This window comes from Pedobacter chitinilyticus (assembly GCF_003313385.1).
GTDB lineage: Bacteria > Bacteroidota > Bacteroidia > Sphingobacteriales > Sphingobacteriaceae > Pedobacter > Pedobacter chitinilyticus.
Genome location: NZ_QMHN01000004.1, coordinates 22,197 through 42,775 on the forward strand (window position 1 = coordinate 22,197; position 20,579 = coordinate 42,775).

At 43.6% G+C, this 20,579-nt stretch carries 9 protein-coding genes; 7 read left to right on the plus strand and 2 right to left on the minus strand.

Going from position 1 to position 20,579, the window contains the following annotated elements:
• From DUT70_RS12860 to DUT70_RS12875, 4 genes are all read left to right on the plus strand, one after another.
• Positions 1 to 519 (plus strand): hypothetical protein, encoded by a 519-nt coding sequence (locus DUT70_RS12860; protein WP_113647761.1) that lies wholly within the window; start codon positions 1 to 3, stop codon positions 517 to 519.
• 174 nt (positions 520 to 693) lie between these two features.
• Positions 694 to 1,227, plus strand: a complete 534-nt coding sequence (locus tag DUT70_RS12865; RefSeq protein ID WP_113647762.1) for a tetratricopeptide repeat protein — start codon at positions 694 to 696, stop codon at positions 1,225 to 1,227.
• 179 nt (positions 1,228 to 1,406) lie between these two features.
• Complete coding sequence (locus tag DUT70_RS12870) at positions 1,407 to 1,724, plus strand: hypothetical protein (protein WP_113647763.1); 318 nt, start codon at positions 1,407 to 1,409, stop codon at positions 1,722 to 1,724.
• A gap of 393 nt (positions 1,725 to 2,117) precedes the next feature.
• Positions 2,118 to 2,537, plus strand: a complete 420-nt coding sequence (locus tag DUT70_RS12875; protein WP_113647764.1) for a hypothetical protein — start codon at positions 2,118 to 2,120, stop codon at positions 2,535 to 2,537.
• A 109-nt stretch (positions 2,538 to 2,646) separates the two neighbouring features.
• On the opposite strand, the gene DUT70_RS12880 is transcribed toward DUT70_RS12875, so the two are convergent.
• Complete coding sequence (locus tag DUT70_RS12880) at positions 2,647 to 3,399, minus strand: DUF6261 family protein (RefSeq protein ID WP_128353363.1); 753 nt, start codon at positions 3,397 to 3,399, stop codon at positions 2,647 to 2,649.
• Positions 3,400 to 4,132: 733 nt separating this feature from the next.
• Between DUT70_RS12880 and DUT70_RS12885 the strand changes: the two genes are divergently transcribed.
• A complete protein-coding gene (locus DUT70_RS12885; protein WP_113647766.1) occupies positions 4,133 to 4,780 on the plus strand; it encodes a response regulator in 648 nt (215 codons plus the stop codon).
• Here DUT70_RS12885 and DUT70_RS12890 read toward each other — a convergent pair.
• Complete coding sequence (locus DUT70_RS12890) at positions 4,777 to 7,743, minus strand: sensor histidine kinase (protein ID WP_113647767.1); 2,967 nt, start codon at positions 7,741 to 7,743, stop codon at positions 4,777 to 4,779. The two genes, DUT70_RS12885 and DUT70_RS12890, sit on opposite strands and share 4 nt — an antisense overlap.
• A gap of 300 nt (positions 7,744 to 8,043) precedes the next feature.
• On the opposite strand from DUT70_RS12890, the gene DUT70_RS12895 reads away from it, so the two are divergent.
• Positions 8,044 to 19,362, plus strand: coding sequence for a Calx-beta domain-containing protein (locus tag DUT70_RS12895; RefSeq protein ID WP_113647768.1), 11,319 nt, complete (start codon positions 8,044 to 8,046; stop codon positions 19,360 to 19,362).
• 12 nt (positions 19,363 to 19,374) lie between these two features.
• Positions 19,375 to 20,292 (plus strand): PorP/SprF family type IX secretion system membrane protein, encoded by a 918-nt coding sequence (locus DUT70_RS12900; RefSeq protein ID WP_113647769.1) that lies wholly within the window; start codon positions 19,375 to 19,377, stop codon positions 20,290 to 20,292.
• The last annotated feature ends 287 nt before the right edge of the window (positions 20,293 to 20,579 follow it).

Below are 20,579 nucleotides of genomic sequence, written 5' to 3' on the forward strand. Positions count from 1 at the left end.
ATGAGAAATAATTTAGAGTCATTGATACATAACGATGGTGAGATTTCAATCAAAGATAAGGATGTAGATCTTGATATTTCTTTGCCAAAGTGGGATTTTCTAATGGATTTATTAGTTGACTACTCTGAATACGTTCTTTTTTATGGGCTAAAGCTTAACTATTATGATGACATAAAGGAAAACATCAAGTATTTGGCAGATGAAATCCTGATAAATAAACACGAAGAATTTGAAACAGTGTTGTTAAAAATAGGCGAGCGGCATATAAAGGTAAGCAGAAGCTTCCTAGGAAGAGTTTGGAGTCAATACGAAAGTCCCAGTCTAATATTTCTAAGTAATTCTGACGATGTCGATAAGCTTGTTAGTACAATCTCGAAAAAGCGATTCTATGAGGGATTTTTAACAACAATAGAAGGTCTATGTATTATATATCAAGAATATGAACCCAATGTTTTATGGATATCGAGTAATGATGAAGATTTGAAAAAGAGAATTAATTTTCTAGGCCAAAACAAATGAGGTGACTTCTTTAAAACTATAGTACCCATCCCTCTATAGCTTTAAGATTGCTTTGTTCCTCGCAATGACGATAGAGCGTGCGTCATTGCGAGGCACGAAGCAATCTCTTTAGACAGTAAGGCTTGCGCAAAAGGAAGGGGACTAAAGAGGTAAAAGAAAAATTAACAAAGAATTATGAGTAGATATCTTATTATTTTTTTAATCGTTCATGGTACTATTTCTTTGAAGGCCCAAAGGTCAGCAGATTATTATTTTCAAAAGGGAAATGACTGCATGAATGTAATACCTGGGACACTTACTACAAAAAGAGTTGAATCGTGCATATTAGAATATTCAAAAGCTATAAAAATTAATAGTAAATTTTGGTACGCCTATCGAAATAGGGGAAGAGCATATTTCTTCTCAAAAAGATACAAGAAGGCTTATCTAGATTTTAATATGGCAATTTCGCTAGCTGATAAACAAGAAAACCCAGATTTATTTGTGTGGAGAGGTCAATGCTTATATGAATTAAAAGATTATAAAGGGGCTATTCGAGATTTTGATTACTCGATTCCCTTAACCTCAAAATCAGATTTTATTTATTTATTTCGTGCGAAGGCAAAATGGAAATTAGGTTTGAAAAAAGAGGCATGTGTGGATTACAGTATAGCAATTAAAGGCTCGCCTGAACATAAAAAAAGTATAGATTTTATGGAATGTAAGTGATGGTGTTGACCTCCTCTTACCTTACGCAAGTCCTCTAACTTAGTATAAAAAGGGATACAATACGCAATTGGAAAGGTTGAAGGTGGAGAAGGAACACAAATATTTATACCAGAAGATTTATAAAAATCCTCTGGAAATAATGTTATTAGATATACTTCTTAAACAGAAAATTATAGTAAATGAAGCTATCAGATTATAATTTACCTCATTGGAAAGATTTCAGAATTAGCAAAAAAAAGAAAATTGGTTATAGGAAAATACTATTGCTCTCAATAGATAGGAGAGCCTCGCCACCTGAGGATGGCCGTAAAAATCTTTTGGCTGTGGATGATGATGATGAAATTTTATGGATAGCAGATCTGCCAACATCCCTTTATGATTCTTATTATGAGATGGAAATAAAAGATGGGATTATTTATGCAACAAGCTCGAATGGGTTAATGGTCGAGATAGATCCAGATACAGGATTCATTATTAAAACATATTTAGTTCGGTAATGGGTAAAGTATCATAGTCTGGTTTAAGTGTTTGTTTGTGCTCTGAGCATTAGTTTTATAATGGTTTGTTATAGGCACAAGCTAGGCGCTTGCACCAAAGAGGGGCTGTCTTGTCCTAAAATAGGTTTACAATTGTGTAAACCTATTTTAGGACAAGACAGTGAATATCCGCTCTAGCGTAAGCAGACTTGTGCCCGTTAGGGATTTAATCCTCTATAGCCTTAAGATTGCTTCGTACCTCGCAATGACGATGAGGCGGCCGTCATTGCGAAGCACGAAGCAATCTCTTATAATACTAAGACTTTTGCTAAAGTGGAACCACGCTAAAGGAACTTGGGTTTTCTCAAGGCAAAATGTATATTCATGCTCCATATCTTTAATTATTTTTACTAAATGGCAGTAGTTAAGATTAACGAATTATTTATATCTCTGGATTCAGAACAATCATATTATGAACTTGATCTGATTGCTGCTGATGTAGACATATCCTTTTCGGGAATCGACGAAACATTGCAGCGTAAAATACTATTCATTGGTCTTCCTGTTAATGGGAAAATCAATAACATCAGGCTTTCAGAATTAAGAAAAACTGATGTTAAAGGAAACAATGTACTCGCCTTACTTTATAAACTTATCTTGAAAACTTACGACTTCGATTACTTTTTTGTGTCAACTGCTGGACTTGATCCCATGGGAGTATCTTTCCTAATGGAACTACCATCAGCATTCAAACATTTAAATAAGAAAGTATTTGTAATAGGTGCTAAACCGCATACCTATGAGCTCAAAATATTCGTAGATCAGCAAGCATAAGCGTAACAATGTCTGTGCTTTTTCAAGTGATTAACCACCTACAGCATACTTAAATACTATCACCTCAAAAAACTCGAGATGCTTTTTACACATCCCGAGTTTAAACGAACTATTCCGTCGGAGCTTCCTCTTCAGGTTCACCTTCGCCAGTAGACGTGCCACGGCGGTTTAGCAACAACACATAGCTGTTGATGTTCTGGTTAAGCTTATTAACGGCACTGGCCCAAGGCTCAGCACCTTCGTTAATATCCATATAAGAATTAAGCCTGTTCCTCAACTTATAATAAAGCTCATTGCCTTCCAAACGCAAAGCGCTAAGCTTTTCCAAAGGTGCGGCTGCTAGCTCATCATTCCTTTTGTCGTAGGCTATACTAAACTCATTATTAGACAATTCAATTTCCGTTAGCCAGATACTGAGTTGTAATGCTGCAATAGCAGCCGTCAATTCAGGCTTGGTTTTCCAATCGTTAACAATGTTGCGGAGGATAGTGGTTTCACTTTGGAGGTTTTGTCTAGAAATACCAGGCCCAAACAAATTAAGATGCGCCATCAAGGTAATCGCATGATTACTGATGGTAGTGTCCATGCTATAAGTATGGCCTATGATGAGTTGTGTAACACCATTAATGGCCTTACCTCTGCGCTCATCAAGCGCAACAATCTCTTTGGTCACTATACTTCCTTGGCTAATCTTATATAACCTCTCAATAGCCTGTACCTTGTTTTCCAGCGCTTCGTATTGCGCTCTTACCATCAAGGCATCAGGGTCACAGTTCAGCACAATCCTCAAAGTATCAGTGAAATACTGGATGTATTCACTATTCCTAAGCGGTTGCAATAAAATGCTGTTGATCATAGTCATCAGTGTGATTTTGGTTAAACATTCTGTTAATTGACAATGATTTGGCCATACACAGGTGTAAGGAGGTCTCATTGTTACAATAATGTGCTTATACACTAGTGTAAGAGGGCCTCATTGTTGCAATGATGTAGTCATACACTGCTGTAAGTGGGTCTCATTGTTACAATGATGTAGCCATGCACTGCTGTAAGAAGGTCTCATTGTTCCAATGATAGGTTCATACACTGGTGTAAGGAGCTTTCATTGTCATTTGTTCTGTTTTGATTAAAACCTGTCATCCTGCACAAGTTTCAATCCCTGTTTAGCTTAGTTCTTTTCTTTCCCCATAGGCATAGGATTAAGGGTGAACAGATAAAATAAAATGGCGTGGCCCTAGGCCAACCACTTAAATCGATAGCAAGCAGGTAGTCAAACCAGTTGACGAAGACCAAGAGCTAGGGGGGTAATGATATGTTTTCATAAGGTAATAGGTTGGTGTTTTCACAAACTAAATTATTTACAAATGTTTTATTTACAAAACATTATCGCATAAATATTTGCATTACAACCTGTGTTTGTAAACCTTTTAAGCGTCTCTAAACATTCCGTGTTTATTTTACCAATGCTCGCTAAACCTTAGCCTTTAAAGGATTTTTAATCACTCAAAAAATAGCGTAAACTCGTTGAGTTTTTCTGGTAAAAAAGATATTTTTAATAATTATATATTTGTTAAATATTACTTCCCCAATTTTAAATGAGCGGTTTATTTGCTTCTAACCTTCGCGTCCTAATTACCGATGACCATTTGGTCATACAACAAGGCTTGGGCTATATCATCAAAGAAGCTTTTCCTCAAACCGCTATTGCTTATTCAGGCTCGCTGGAAGCGACACTCACTTTGCTCGAAAAACAGAAGTTTGATCTCCTGATCCTTGACATCAATATCCCAGGAGGAAACGGTTTTCACATGGTCGAGCAAATCAAAGCCGCGCAGCAAGACGTTAAAATCCTCATCTTCTCCTCCTACGAAGAAAGTACTTACGCCCTCAGGTACCTAAAAGCAGGGTCAAACGGTTATTTAGAAAAGAGCGCTTCAGAAGAACAGATCATTATTGCCATTACCAGTATTTGCACCAGGGGAAAATACGTAAGTGAGCAGGTGAAGGAGCAATTGCTAGACAGCCTAAGTAACGATCATACCCTCATTAAACATGCTGCGCTCACCAACCGTGAAATGGAAATAGCCAAATTTGTGGCCGAAGGAAAGGGCACCAGTGCCATTAGTGCCGAAATGAACCTACAGGCTTCCACCATTAGTACCCATAAGAAAAATATCTTCGAAAAGCTCAAGATTACCAATGTGGCCCAACTCATCGAAATCTTTAGGATGAACCAGTATTAAGGCATTTGCGGAAACTGTAACTCAAAGCGGGTGCCCTTAGCTAAGCGTTCTGCCTTAATGTTTACCCTTATTTTTGGCGCCAGTTCCTTAATCATCTTTAGCCCAAGCCCATTCGATACCTCTTCACCCTTCGAAAAGTTAAGCCAGTCGACAATTTCAGGCGGTAGGCCCACACCTTCATCGGTCATCACAAGCATAATGCCGCTTGCGGTTTTCAAGCTGCTGAAAACCACTTCGCCGTTGACGCTAAATTTTACCGCATTATCCAAAAGATTATGAATAATCACTGATAAAATCAACCCATTGGTGTGAACTAAGGTGCCCTTTTCAATTTCATTCTTAAAGGTAATGTTATGGTGCACTCCTGCTTCCGAGAAAATATCCATTTTTCTAGCCACCAAATGATGTAAATCTAAGGGTTTGAAATCCTGTTGAGTATCATTCACGAAGAGCTTGCTATAATTCAGCAGGTTTTCCGTAAAGTAAAACATGCTTCGAGATGACAGGTAAATGGCTCGTGCCACTTCCTTTAAGCTAGGATTTTGTTCGGGATTCACATAAAGCTGCTTGCCCGTAATCATCATGTACTTCAAAGGGCTTTTAATATCATGCGTAATGGCCGCCAATAACCGCTTTTGAAAATTAGATTGCGCCTCAAGCTGGTTTTGCGAATCCTTTAAATGGTGAATGTTGTTGGCCAGTTCCTGTGTACGACTATGCACCAGCTCCTCCAACATTTTATTACGCTTCAAAATTCTGGAAGTTCTTTGCCTAAAAATCAGAATGATGAGCAATAATATCAGGGCGGAGGTAAGTAACTTGAACCACCAGGTTTCGTAAAACCTTGGCAATACCTTAATCACAAAACTTTTATAAGTATAGCTTTGTCCAAAACCAGCAGCCTTTCTAATCAACAGCTCATGCGTGCCCGAAGAAAGGGTGGAGAAGGTAATGGCAGCATTAGGCTCCAGCGGGATCCAGTTGTTTTCATCCTTCAGTTTATACTCAAACTGTAGGTTATGCCGATCTCCAAAGTAAGGGGTAGAGATCATGATGTTGAGCCTTTCGAAATCAGGGTTGATGTTTAACCGATTCGAAAGTTTTATTTCTACGTTATCACGAAGAATTTTGTCAATATAAATGGGGTCATCGGGCAACTCCGTTTGGATCAGGTTAGGATCAAACATCACCGAACCAATTAGTGAAGGGAAAACCAAGTTTCCATCATTTAAGGCTGCGCCACAAGGCTCGCAACCCCCATTAAACTCGTTGATGTTAAAGCCATAATCCTGATTAAAGTAGTTATAGTACACCTCCTCTTTAGCGCCCCTATGAAAAGCGAGCAGGTCTTTAATCGCCACCTGAAACAAACCCTTATTGGTGGTTACCCAAAAAAAGCCCCGTTGATCTGCTACCAAACAATGTGAAAAGTTGAGATATTTACTCTTATCTAAAGGCATCTTCTTTAACAGTTGGTGCTTGTATAGATAAAAGCCATCACCGTAGGTACAAATCCATACTTCATCTTGTCTAATTAAGATATTCCGAATGTGGAAATCGGACATTTTAGGGATGGCCGTGAATTTCTTTTGTTTTAAATGATACCTAAAAAGCCCTTTATGCGTACCTATCCATAAATAATCGCCCTGTTCTTTTAAAATACTGACATTTTTTAATTGCATTAGCTCCTGCGGGGTAGCTTTGGGTGTTGTTAAATCCAGCGTGTAAATTCCACCGACGGTACCAATCCATAGCAGCCCATCAGTACCCATGTATAAACAAGAGGCTTTGTCTGGAAAAGTATAGGTTGCTAACAGTTTACTGCCGTTGGCTGATAATTTAGCAACGGTGAAGTCCTTTTGTGCCCAAATATGGGCTTGTTTATCAATGGCAATAGAGAAGTTATTGCTGTATTGAGTAAGTAATGGCAAACGAGCTTCTTTGCCGTCCGTTTGAAGTACGCTGCCGTTTGCAAACAATACGGTGTGGCTATCATAAGGAATGAGGGCATATTTGATGCTCTTATCAAACTGTTCTTTTGCCATTTTTGCATTAAACACCGCAAGCTGAATCACATAAAGCCCTTGCGTTAAACTGCCCAAAAAGAACTTTTTTGAGGGGTGATGATAATAAATGGTAATGATGTTTTTTTCCGTAAAGTTGAAACCCTTTAGCAAAAGTTTGCTGGTAAGTACCCTGCCATTGTATTGCAGCTGGTAAACAGATTGGTTGACGTAAACAAAGGCCTGATCGGTAGCATTGTTCCAAAATAATTTCAAGGTACTTTCCGAAACGTTTTTCTCCTCGGTCAAATCACCAGTAATGGCCACCTTGGCGATACCTTTTTCATCAATTAAATCGGCACTGGTATTGGTGTTGATATGGAATAGTTTTTTTTGGGAAACAAAGAACAATGAGGGGTGATCGGATGGATAAAGAATTTGCTTGACATTTTTCTGTTGATAGAGAATCACTTTGTCGTGGGTGATTTCACATCGCTCACTCGCAGAAAGTTGAACGCCAAACAGTGAACCGTTGCCATATCTCAGCGGCAATTCTTCCATCAAATCACCAGGATATTCTGCATTGGGAAAAAGAGTTTTAAAGGCTAAGGGTTGAGGTATAGTGCTGCCTTTTTTGATAGGAACAAATTCATGCCACTCCGTTTCTGCATATAAGATCCCTGTTTTTAAATGGCGTTTTAAACTGTTGATCCTTTTGGAGCGATCACGCGTATTGAACTCGTCATAGATTAAAAAATGATGACCGTCGTACCGAGTTAAACCACCGTCGGTAGCCAACCATAAATAGCCACTTTCATCTGGAACAATGGATTTGATGCTATTTTGGGGAAGGCCATCGATATCGGAATAGTTTTTTACCGTATAATTATCCTGACTTTGAACTTGAAACGAGAAGAAATAAAGAAGTAGAAATAGACCTATAAAGGTGGATCGGCTCATCTTAATATTTGTCGGGTGTTATCAGCACACTAAGCTATTGAATTTTCAAATGCTAACCGCTCTTTTCAGACGGTGTTTATAAAGTGTTTCAAAAATATTACTAGCAGGCATAGAATTAATTCTATTTCCGAGCAGAATTGATTCTAAATACATTTCAAAAACTACCATTTAATTTTGATCACAGAATCAATTCCAAATGAATCTGCTCCAAATGATGCCGCTTTCTCATTGTCATTTCAAGACTATTTGTCAAAACTATAGGCAAAATAGGGCCTCAGATTTCCTTTTAAACTTCGTTAAATGAAAAAAACTCTACTCATTTGTCTTCTTGTGCTTTTTGCTTTCCAGCTTCGTGCTGCCGACTACTATTGGGTTGGTGGTTCTGGTAACTGGAGCCAAGTAAATCTTCACTGGTCGTCTACCTCAGGAGGTGTGCCCAACAGATCTATCGTACCTGGTACGGGTGATGATGTTTATTTTGATGCCAATAGCGGATTGGATGCCAGCTCGGTCATCATTTTACCCACTTCAGGCAACGCCGTTTGCCGCAACATGTCGTGGGTAGGGGTAACCGCTGCGGCTACCTTCAGGTCCAATACCAGTAACAGCATCTTGGAGCTTCAAATTTATGGTAATTTGGAACTGGCGGCTAGCGTAAAATATGGCATGACCAATGTAAAGTTTCTAGGCAGCGGCAATGCAACCTATAAAACCAATGGTGCGCAACGAATAAGTACTAATTGGTACAACCAACTTTTGGTGAACAAGGCGGGCGGATCATTAAAGTTGTTAGATGGTATTCCAGAAACGCTAGGCATAGGTGCCATTACCTTAAACGAAGGTGGATTAGATTTAAGTGGCAACAGCCATGAAATTAACAGGTTTTATGGCAACTTTACCACTACACGTAGTCTTAACTTAAGCAATGCCACCTTAAAAGCAAGTATTGAGTTTAATTTCAATGCCACTAATGGTACCTTATTGTCTACAGGTTCAAACCTCATTACCGAGGCTTTTACCAGTAACGGGCTTACCTTTAATAACGTAGAAGTAACGGGTACAGCCGCGGGGCCAACCATCACCAATACTACTTTTAACGAATTGTTGTTCTCTAACCCTAATTCCATTGCAGGTAGTGTACGCATAGGCCTGGGTAATAAGCTGGCTCGTTTAGAATTTAAAGGCGGCGGCCGAATAGAGTCGGGCAATAACGTGATTGATAAATTGATTCTTGCCCCAAGTAAGGGATATGTTTTTAGAGAAAGCATTACCGTAAACCAATTGTTTCAATTCAATACGCCTGATTGCGATGCCTTAGGACAATTGCTTGGGGGACCTGCCATTAACATCAATATGGCAGCAGGTGCCGTAGCCGATGTACAGAATGTGCTTTTAACCAATATGGTGATTTCGGGTACAGGTACCCCACTTACTGTACAAGGTGCAGATGGTGGTGGCAATACGGGTTTTAACATACAACCTAGAGCTAGTGGCACGACCTTATATTGGGTAGGTGGCGCAGGTAGCTGGGATGATAAGAGCCATTGGGCATTAACCAGTGGTGGCGCAGGTGGTGCTTGCGTGCCTTTTACAGGCGACAATGTAATATTTGATGCCAACTCGGGTTTTACGGCTGCAAGTAAAACGGTAACGGTAGCAGGAGCGGCTTGGTGCCACAACGTGACTTGGACTAATGTAGCCAATGCCCCAATTTTTAATACAGGAACGGCCATTTTAGAGGTGTATGGAAACATCGAGTTAGATCCAACCTTAACCATTTCAGGCATCTTGTTATCACAAGGATCAGAACAATCGACCTTAACTACCAAAGGCGCTAATTTGGGAACACTTTCCCTTAGGATCTACAAAGCAACCAATGCGGCATTAACTGTTACGGATAATATCAATTTCCCGCAACTGAGCATTGTACATACCAGAGGGGGCTTGTTGATGCCTAACCGAACCATCAATATGTACACGCTAAACAGTAGTGGTAATGGACGTACGGTGGATATCAGCAACGCAACCATTACCGTGAGCGAAAACTGGACGGTTGGAGCAGGCGGCTCAACTTGGATAAATAATGCGGTAGGTTCGTTTGTCACCTCGAATAGAATATTTGTCACTAACGGTTTCAGTTATCCAAAAGTTCATTTGAACACTGCTGAAAACGTCGTGAATATTGTCAACACCACCATTAACGAATTGGTGTTTAATAATCCCAGCCCAACTTCATCTACCTTTGTTTTAAATGGCGCAGGGGGTAACACCATTGGTACCCTCGACATCAAGAGTGGCGGGGTAACTTTAATGGGTAACAATACCATTAACAATTTATTATTAACCCCTTCTCGTGTTTATAACTTCCGTAACACACAAACCATCACGGGCCTTTTGCGTTTCAACAATCCCGGTTGCGAAGGTTTGGGCGAGTTAAGAGGCTATCCAGGGACTTCGGCAACGCTGAACTTTGGCCCTGCAGCTACCAAAGATTTTAATAACGTGTATGTACAAAACATGGCGGCTACAGGCACAGGCGTACCGATCTCGATATCAGGTGCCGATGCGGGTGGCAACACTGGTTTTGTATTCACGGCTTCAGCAGGTGGCGCACGTTATTGGGTAGGCGGTTCAGGCGATTGGAACGAATCTGCACATTGGAGTACCACCAGTGGCGGTGCAGGCGGTGCTTGTGTACCTACCGTAAGTAACGATGTGTTTTTTGATGCCAATAGTTTTACCGCTGGTAGTAGTGCCGTGACCATTTCGCAAGGGAATGCTTATTGCCGTAACATGGATTGGACAGGGGTAACCAATGCGCCTACCTTTACCAAACCAGCAGGCCTTACCTTAGAAATTTGGGGCAACTTGGTGCTAAGCCCAGCGTTAAACCCTAACATTAGGGTAGCTTTTATGGGACCAACTAATGCCACCTTTACGCCAAACAATGCTACTTTGGGTACTTTAGGGATGGACATTATCAAACCTGGAAGTAGCCTTACCTTTACTGGAGACTTAAATAACCCTAATGCCGTAATTGTATTGAATAGTGGTGGTTTAAACCTAAACGGTCGTACCATTACCGCCTCTGTGATCACAGATGAGTCGAGTACACTAGCCACCAATTTGGATATCAGAAATGCAACCATCAATGCCAAGTGGCAATACACGGGTACCAATAAAAGCCTACAAGCTTCGGGCTCTACAGTAATCGCGAGTGTTTTTAGGACCAATGGCGAAACCTATAACAAAGTTGATGTCACTACCAATGCCTCTCAAAATATTGGTATTTCACAAACCACCATTGCCGACCTTTTATTCAGCAACAATTCCAATACTTCACAAGCGGTAATTACAGGGAACAATACCATTGGCCGTTTAGAGTTTAAAGGAAAAGGCTTCATTAACGGAACAGGCAATACCATTGAAACCTTGATTTTTGCCCCAGGCAAAATCTATACCTTCTTAAGCGGATCAACCAATACCATCACCAAAGACTGGTTTGGTAGCGGTACCCCTTGTAACTTGACCGAAATCAACGGCTCGGCTACGGGTGCATTTACCGTAAATAAAACCACGGGCGGGGTAGAGTTTGATTATGTGCGACTGCGCAACATTACCGCGGCAGGCACTACGCCATTTAAAGCTTTAGAACACTCGGAAGATTTAGGTGGCAATACCAATTGGACCATTTCACCTTACAACAATACCACGCCTATTTTGGGTTTAGGCCCTGATAAATTACTTTGCGCTAGCGAGTATCCTTATACCATTAAAACTGATGGTTTCTTTGCCTCGCCAATGGCCACTTTTGCTTGGGGCGATGGCAGCACAGGTACCACCTTTTCAGCGACAGTGCCAGGGACTTATACCGTAACGGTAAGCTATCCTGATGGCTGTTCACGTACCGATGAAATTGTGTTGACCAGAAGCGATGTCGTGATTGCACCGATTACAGGTACGGCTAATGTATGTACCACCGCAACCACTACTTTAAGCTCGGCTACTGCGGGTGGGGTATGGAGCAGCAGCAATACGGCCGTAGCTACCGTAAGTGCCCTAGGCGTAGTGACTGGCGTTACCGCAGGCACTGCCGATATTATTTATACTGTTACCAATGGCAACGGCTGCGTAGGTGCCGTACAACAAACCGTAACGGTAAATGCCATGCCAACCGTAGCCACTACTACAGGCGCAAGTGCTCTATTTGTTGGCGACAACATCACTTTAGCCAACACTACCGTAGGCGGCGTATGGAGCAGTAGCAACACCGCTATTGCTACCGTTGATGTGAACGGGGTAGTGACAGGAGTAGCCGCGGGTACGGCTAACATTATCTATACTGTAACGGGTACTGGAAACTGTGTAGCCACCAACACACACGCCATTACAGTGGATGCTTTTGATCCTGCAAAACGTGTATTGAGCGTGACCAAAACCACTGATGCCGCAGAACCGATTACCAACGGTGCTTTTACCATCAGTTTACCAGCAGGGGTAAATGCTCTTGAAAATATTACCGTGACCTATGCGGTAACCGGTACCGCTACCGCAGGGAGCGATTATACCGCTTTAACTGGCACGGCCACCATCTTGGCGGGCCAAAACAGTGTGTCGGTTCCTGTCAATGTGATGGACGATGCACAGATAGAACCTACAGAAACGGTGATCTTAACCTTATCTGCAGGAACCTCTACCACTTATACCTACACCCTTAGTCCTACAGCAAACAACGCTTCGCTAAACATTAGCGACGATGATGACCTACCAGCTAACCGTGTGTTAAGTGTAACGGCACAATTAAATGCCAACGAGCCAAGCAACACGGGTACCTTTACCGTGGCCTTGCCAACAGGCGTATTGGCCCCTGAAAACATTACGGTAGCTTACACGCTAAGCGGTAGCGCCATAAATGGTACCGATTACCAAAGCCTTACCGGTACGGCTACCATTTTAGCAGGTCAAAACAATGTAGTGATTAACGTAACCGCCATTGATGACCAAATTATTGAACAAACTAAAGACATTATATTAACGCTTACAGGCGGTACCACCACCAGCTCGGGCATCTTTGGGGTGCATGCAACCAATGGTGTGGCTACCCTTTTGCAAGCAGATAACGACTACATCGCAACCACCAGACTATTGGCCGTAACCAGCAATGGCAACGCAGCAGAACCTGGCACGCACAGCAGCTTTACCATCAGCTTGCCAACGGGCTACGTGAGTGCGTTGCCAATTACGGTCACTTATGCCTTGAGTGGTACGGCTACTTATGGTGCCGATTACAGCAGTGTTTCGGCGACGACCATTACTTTGCCTGCGGGACAAAACAGTGTGAACGTGCCGATCAATGTGATTAACGATGGCGTGATTGAACCTACGGAAACGGTGATCCTTACCATTACCAATGGGGTAGCCATGCAAGGTGCTACCACCGTGTTTAGCTTTAGCCCTAATCCAGCGGCACCTAATGCCAGCATGAACATTGCGGATAATGACAACACCGCAAGCAACAGAACCTTATCGGTAAGCGCACAAAATGGTGCTGAACCAGCCACCAACGGTAGCTTTACCGTGAGCTTGCCTAGTGGCGTTACGGCATCAGAAAACATCAACCTTAACTATAACCTAACGGGTACCGCTACTTCAGCCGTGGATTATAGGGCCATTACAGGTGCCATTGTGATCCCAGCGGGACAAAACAGTGTAGAAGTGCCATTGATCATTATTGATGATAAGGTGATTGAAGGCACCGAAACCGTGATCTTTAACCTGGCCAGCGGTACCTCAACCAACTTTAACTTTACGGCTTCGTCTTCGGCAAATAGTGCCACGGCGCAAATTGCAGATGATGACGCAGCTGCTAATACCACTGTGGTCTTGTTAACCAAAGTATCGGATGCGGTAGAAGGTGGCGCAGCAGGACAGTACAGAATTTCATTGCCTCCTGGCGTAACCAGTGCTGAAGCCATTACCATTAACTATAACACTACAGGTACGGCCACTACGCCAGCTGACTATACTTTAGGAAATGTAACGGGTAACCAAGTGATCATCCCAGCAGGAGATAACGAGGTATTTGTGAGTGTAAATGCGCTTGCTGATGCCGTGGTGGAAGGTCCTGAAACCGTGATCTTAAACTTAACCTCAGCCTCTTCGCCATCTACCCCTTATACCATTGACCCAACAGGTAACGGTGCCGTAGTGACCATTGTAGATATGAATGCCACGAGCAGTACGGCATTACAGTTAACCGCTGCGGTAAATGGAGCCGAACCAGCAAGTAATGGTAGTTTTAACATTAGTTTAGCAGGTGGTTTAACCGCTAACTTCCCTATTACCGTAGGCTATAGCTTATCGGGCAATGCCATTGTAGGACAAGATTATAAGAACTTTGGCACCATTACCATTCCTGCCAATCAAAATAGCATCACCATTCCTGTAGAGGTTTTGGATGACAAGATCATTGAAGGTACAGAAACGGTGACTTTCACCATCCTATCGGGTAGTGCCATTAATGGTGGTACCGCTTACACCTTCCCAGCAGCTTCGGCATCTGGTATCTCGGTGACGATTACCGATGATGATACGGCAGCGGGCAACCGCGTATTGGCAGTAGCCAAAATCGCAGATGCGGCCGAGCCTGATCAAGCAGGTAGCTTTACCGTGAGTTTGCCTACAGGTTATACCTCAAGTAGCAACATTACCCTTAGCTACACCATGAGCGGTACGGCCACTCGCAATACCGATTATACCATTGCTACCGTAACCTTCCCCGCAAACACCAATAGCGTAACCCTCCCTGTGTTGGTGATTGATGATCAATTACTAGAGCCTACAGAAACAGTAACGTTGACCTTGAATAACTCGGCAGACGGAAACGGATTTACGTATACACCAGCTTCAGGCGCAAATGCAGCTACCTTGAACATTGCCGATGATGATAACACGCCAGCCAACAGAATGTTGAGTGTGGTAGGTAATGGCAATGCTACAGAAGGCGGTGCAACAGGCAGCTTCATTATTAAATTACCTACTGGTGTTACGACAGCTAGCAACACGACCGTGAACTATACCTTGGGCGGAACAGCCAGCGCCACAGATTATAACCCATTAACCGGAACGGCGACCATTGTTGCAGGCCAAAATGCCGTAGCTATCGTTATTACTGCAGTAGATGATAACATCATAGAACCTACAGAGAACATTGCCTTGACTATTACAGGCGGTACTGATGGCACTAATGCTTATACCGCTGCAGTAGGTAGCGAAACGGCTTCGATAGATATCATTGATAATGATGCCAACGTAGATGCGAAGAGAACCTTGGCTATTGTAAGAACCGCACATGCCGCAGAGCCAGCAACCAATGGTGGCTTTAGAGTTCAGTTGCCTACAGGCATCACTTCGGCTGAAGACGTAACGGTGAACTATACCGTAGCAGGAACCGCTACGGCAGGTGCCGATTATAAAGCCTTAACGGGTACCATTGTATTACCAGCGGGACAAAACCAAGTGGCTTTACCCGTAGAGGTGATTGATGACCAGATCATGGAGGTACTTAACGAAACCGTTATGGTGACCTTAACCGATGGGGCTTCACCTAGCTTTGCTTTCCCAATTACTGCAGTAGCTGCACAAAAATCAACCAGTTTAAATATCGCTGATGATGATAATACAGCAACCAACAGAACACTAACCCTGACTAAAATATCTGATGCGGCAGAACCAAGCACTAACGGCATGTTCCGTGTGAGCCTTCCGCCTAACGTCGTTTGTGCAGCAAACGTTAACATCACTCAATTTACTACTGGAAGCACAGCTACAGCAGGTACAGATTACCAAGCAATAAGTCCTGTGATTCTCCTAGCGGGTCAAAACTATGTAGACATTCCTATTAGGGTAATTGATGATAAAATCATTGAAAATACAGAAACGGTAAGAATGGCCCTTTCAGGAACAAGTACTGCTGGCTTCCCTTATATCTTCACTTTGAATACCACCCCAGTAGTGATGAACATTACGGATGATGATAACATCCCAGCAAATAGAATTGTAAATGCTACCGTAAACCGCAATGGTGCAGAAGGTGGCAACAGCTTGAGGTTCGATTTCACCTTGCCTCCAGGCATCAGTTCATCAGAACAGGTAGTAGTGAACTATACCGTTACGGGTAGTGCCGTTAACGGAGTAGATTATACACCATTAGCATCGCAGTTCACTGGCGTGGCGAATATCTTGGCCAACTCTACCGCTGGCACAACCATAGAGGCCGATATCATAGATGACACCATCATCGAAGGCATGGAAGATGTCATCATTACCATTACCAGTGTAACCAGCCCTAGCTTTGCCTTCACCTTTGGAGGTCCAGCGACAGGTACCATTACCGATAACGATCACTTGCCAGCAAACTTAGTGTTGGCAGTTACTAAAACTGCTGATGCGGTAGAAGGTGGCGCTAATGGCGAATTTACCATTAGCCTACCAGGCACTACCACCACCGCCACCGAAGCCATTACCGTGAACTATACCCTCACTGGTACAGCCACCAATGGCACCGACTATACGGCCTTAACAGGTTCAGTAGTGATCCCAGCAGGTGATCACGAAGTGAAGATCCCAGTAAGTGCAAACGTAGATCAAATCATTGAAGGTACAGAAACGGTGATCTTGACTATCACTGGTGGTAACTCTACCAGCTTTGCCTTTACCCCAAGTACCACTAATGCAAGTGCTACCGTAGACATTACCGATGCCACCAACACGCCTGTTAACCGTACCTTGAGCATTGCCAAGTTAAATGATGCTGCCGAGCCAGGCACTTCTGGCCGTGTAAGCATTGCCTTACCAACAGGCATTACCGCGACCGAAAACATCAGCGTAAGCTATACTGTAGGGGGTACCGCCACTGCGGGCACAGATTATGCTGCCTTAACGGGTACGGCAACCATCTTGGCAGGACAAAACGGGGTCATTGTACCGATCAGTGTGATCGACGATCAATTGATTGAGCAAACAGAAACCGTAACCTTAACCCTTACAAGCGGTACCAGCACTAACTTTGCCTTTACCGCTACAGGCAACGTGACGGTAAACATTGCCGATGACGATAACATCCCAGCTAACTTGGTGTTAAACGTGACTAAAACAGCCGATGCTGCGGAACCTTCAACGGCGGGTAATTTCAACATTGCCTTGCCAGTGGGCATTACAGTACCTACAGACCTTACGGTAAACTACACCGTAACGGGTACGGCTGCCGCAGGATCAGATTATACTGCCTTTACCGGCGTAGTCACCATCCCTGCGGGAAGCAACAGTGTAGACCTGGCCTTAAACGTAATTGATGACCAAGAAGTAGAAGGCACCGAAACCGTAACCCTTACGGTAACTTCGGGTACTGCAACAGGCTTGGTATTCACCGCAGGCACCAGCGAAACCATAGATATTGCCGATGACGATAACATTCCTGCCAACTTGGTGGTGAGCATTGCCAAAGCCGCAGATGCTGCCGAGCCAGCAACGGATGGCCGTTTCAGCGTGAGCTTACCAGCGGGTGTGACCGTATCGGAAGACATTACCGTGAACTACACCGTAGCGGGTACAGCCACTGCAGGAACAGATTACACCGCGCTTTCGGGTACGGTAACCATTCCAGCAGGACAAAACTCAGTAAATATATTGGCGACCATCATTGATGATCAAATCATTGAAGGCACCGAAACGATTGTAGCGACCTTAACTAACGCCACTTCAACCAGCTTTAGCTTAACCGCTACGGGTAGTGCAACGGTAAGCATTGCAGACGACGAAAACACTGTTGCCAACAGAACGGTAACTATTGCCAAAACTGCTGATGCAGCGGAGCCAGCAAGCCCAGGTAACTTTGCCATTAGCTTGCCAACAGGCATTACCGCTAAAGAGAACATCACGGTGAACTATACCGTAGGTGGCACGGCTACCGCAGGTACAGACTACACTGTGCTTACGGGTACAGCGACCATCTTAGCAGGTCAAAATGCGGTAAATGTTGCCGTAAATGTCATCGACGACAAGATTGTTGAAGGCACCGAAACGGTAACGGCTACGCTAACCAGTGCCAGCTCGGCGAGCCTTAGCTTTACCGCTACAGGCAGTGCCAGCTTAAACATCGCTGATGACGACAATACGGCTGCAAACAAAATGTTAGCCATTACCAAAACTGCTGACGCTGCTGAACCAGCAACGCAAGGTAACTTTAACATTAGCTTACCAACGGGTATTACGGCTAAAGAAAACATCACCGTAAACTATACGGTAGGCGGTACCGCTACCGCAGGTACAGATTATACTGCGCTTACGGGTACGGCAACCATTTTAGCAGGTCAAAACTCGGTAAATGTACCGTTAATGGTGATCGATGATAACGTTTATGAACCACTAGAAACAGTCATCTTAACCCTTACGGGTGGTACTTCGGCTAACTTTAGCTTTACCCCAGCGGCAAGCAACACGGCCACAGCCAACATTACCGACAATGACAAGATGGATCAGGTGATTACCTTCACCGCATTGCCAAACAGAATTCTTGGCGATCCGAGCTTTACCTTAACCGCTACTGGTGGTGCTTCTGGCAACCCAGTGACCTTTACCAGTTCGAACCCAGCAGTCGCTATGGTTTCTGGAAACGTAGTGACTATTGTAGGCGTAGGTACGGTCACCATCACGGCTTCGCAAGCAGGTAATGCCATTTACCATGCAGCGGCAGATGTTCCGCAAAGCTTCACGGTGATTCCGCCATTAAATACGGCACCAACCCTTGCGGCTATTGCCAATCAACAAGTTTGTTTAACCAATGCGCCACAAAGCATTGCTTTAAGCGGCATTAGCGCAGGCATCGAGGCTACGCAAACCACTACCTTAAGTGTAAGTGCTAGCAACCCATCGTTGTTCTCTGCCTTATCGGTAACACAACTTACGGCTGGTAACGGCGTATTGAACTACACCCTGAGCGGTGCAGTAGGTACCACGACCATTACCGTTACCGTGAGAGATAACGGCGGTACCGCAAACGGAGGAGTAGATGTGTTTACCCGTACGTTTACCCTTACTGCTTCGGCATTGCCTCAAGTACAGGTAGTGGCTAAGCCAGGAACCACGGTAAGTAAAGGACAAACCATTGAGCTTACCGCTAGTGGTGCAAGCACTTACACTTGGTCAACCGCGGCAGGAGTGATCCCTGGTCAAACCTCGGCAACGTTGAATGTACGTCCAGCACAAAACACTACTTACACCGTCACGGGAACCAATGCTTCGGGCTGTACCAGCACCGCAACCATCACCATCACGGTCATTGAGGATTTCAAATTAGAGGGCAATAACGTGTTAACCCCTAACGGTGATGGTAAAAACGACTTTTTTGTGATCAAGAACATTGATATGTATCCGAACAATGAGGTGCGCATCTTTGACCGTGCAGGAAGACCTGTTTATACCAAACGAGGCTATAACAATGAGTGGGATGGTACCCTTAACGGTAAACCGCTAGAGGAGAATACCTACTACTACATTATTGACCTTGGTAAAGGCGTAAAACCAATTAGAGGATACATCACAATTGTTAGAAAATATTAATATCTCGGAACCATGAAGACGATTAAAAAGAATAGGAATAAAACTTGGGGCAGAAGCTTTGCCGTGCTGTTGGTGATGTTGTTTCCTTTGATGGAAAGCCAAGCCCAATTGAACCCCATGAGTTCGGTATATTTCCATAACCAATACTTAACCAACCCTGCGATGGCAGGATTACAACAACGTGTACATATGAACGCTGGCGTGCGCCAGCAGTTCAGTACCATGCCTGGATTGCCCCTTACACAGTTTGTAACGGTTGATTATGGCTTCGCCGAGAAAACAGGCATTGGTTTACAGGTCACGAATGATAAGGCGGGCTTATTGAAACGTACGCGTGCTGCGGTTTCTTATGCTTATCACTTGCCTTTAAATGCAGATTCGCGTCACTTTAGCTTTGGCTTCTCTGTGTCTTTAGCCGATGACGACATTAACCTGGCTGCCTTGCGAGGGGATGATGGCGATCAGGATGTGTACAACGTTAACTTGCGTAAAACGTATTTGGATGCTGATTTTGGCGTGGCCTACCGAACGGATCGTTTACAGATCCAAGGCGCCATGACCAACATGAAACGTCTACTGAAAAAGGATAACCATGATGTAGCGGATTTGCCTTTATTCTATAGTGCCATTAGCTACCGTATCCCTGCTAGTTTTGCGGTGTTGGAGCCTAAGGTAGTGTATAGAGGCGTGCGGGGTTTCCGCAACTTGTTGGATGCAGGGGTGAATGTGGAGTTCAACTCGCCAACGGTGAATAAGGTGAATGCCCTAATACTTTATCATAGCGCAAAGAGCTTAACCTTGGGCGTGGGCATTAACTGGAACAACAGGCTAGCCATTAATACCATGTACACTACTAACACTTCGCCATTGCAAGGTTATACTTCAGGTGACTATGAGCTGGGCATTAGCTACAGCATCTTTAATAAATAGCATTTCTTCCCAAAAGATTGCACTACCAAATCCCAGTTGCGTAAAGTAGCTGGGATTTTTGGTTTCTATTCCTGCCTGCCGTCATCTCGACTTTATGGAGAGATCTTTGAATATTCCCTTCTGCTACAAGTTTTGGCATAGCAGGGCTTATGCCTTAGCTCGTACGGTAAGAAGTTAATACTTGGGATAGAGAAGATTCCTCGTTATACTTTGGATAGTCGGTGAGTCTTTGCGCCCTTTTCGAAACTTAGCAATCTGCGGTTAGATAACCTTTATGATTGGCAATC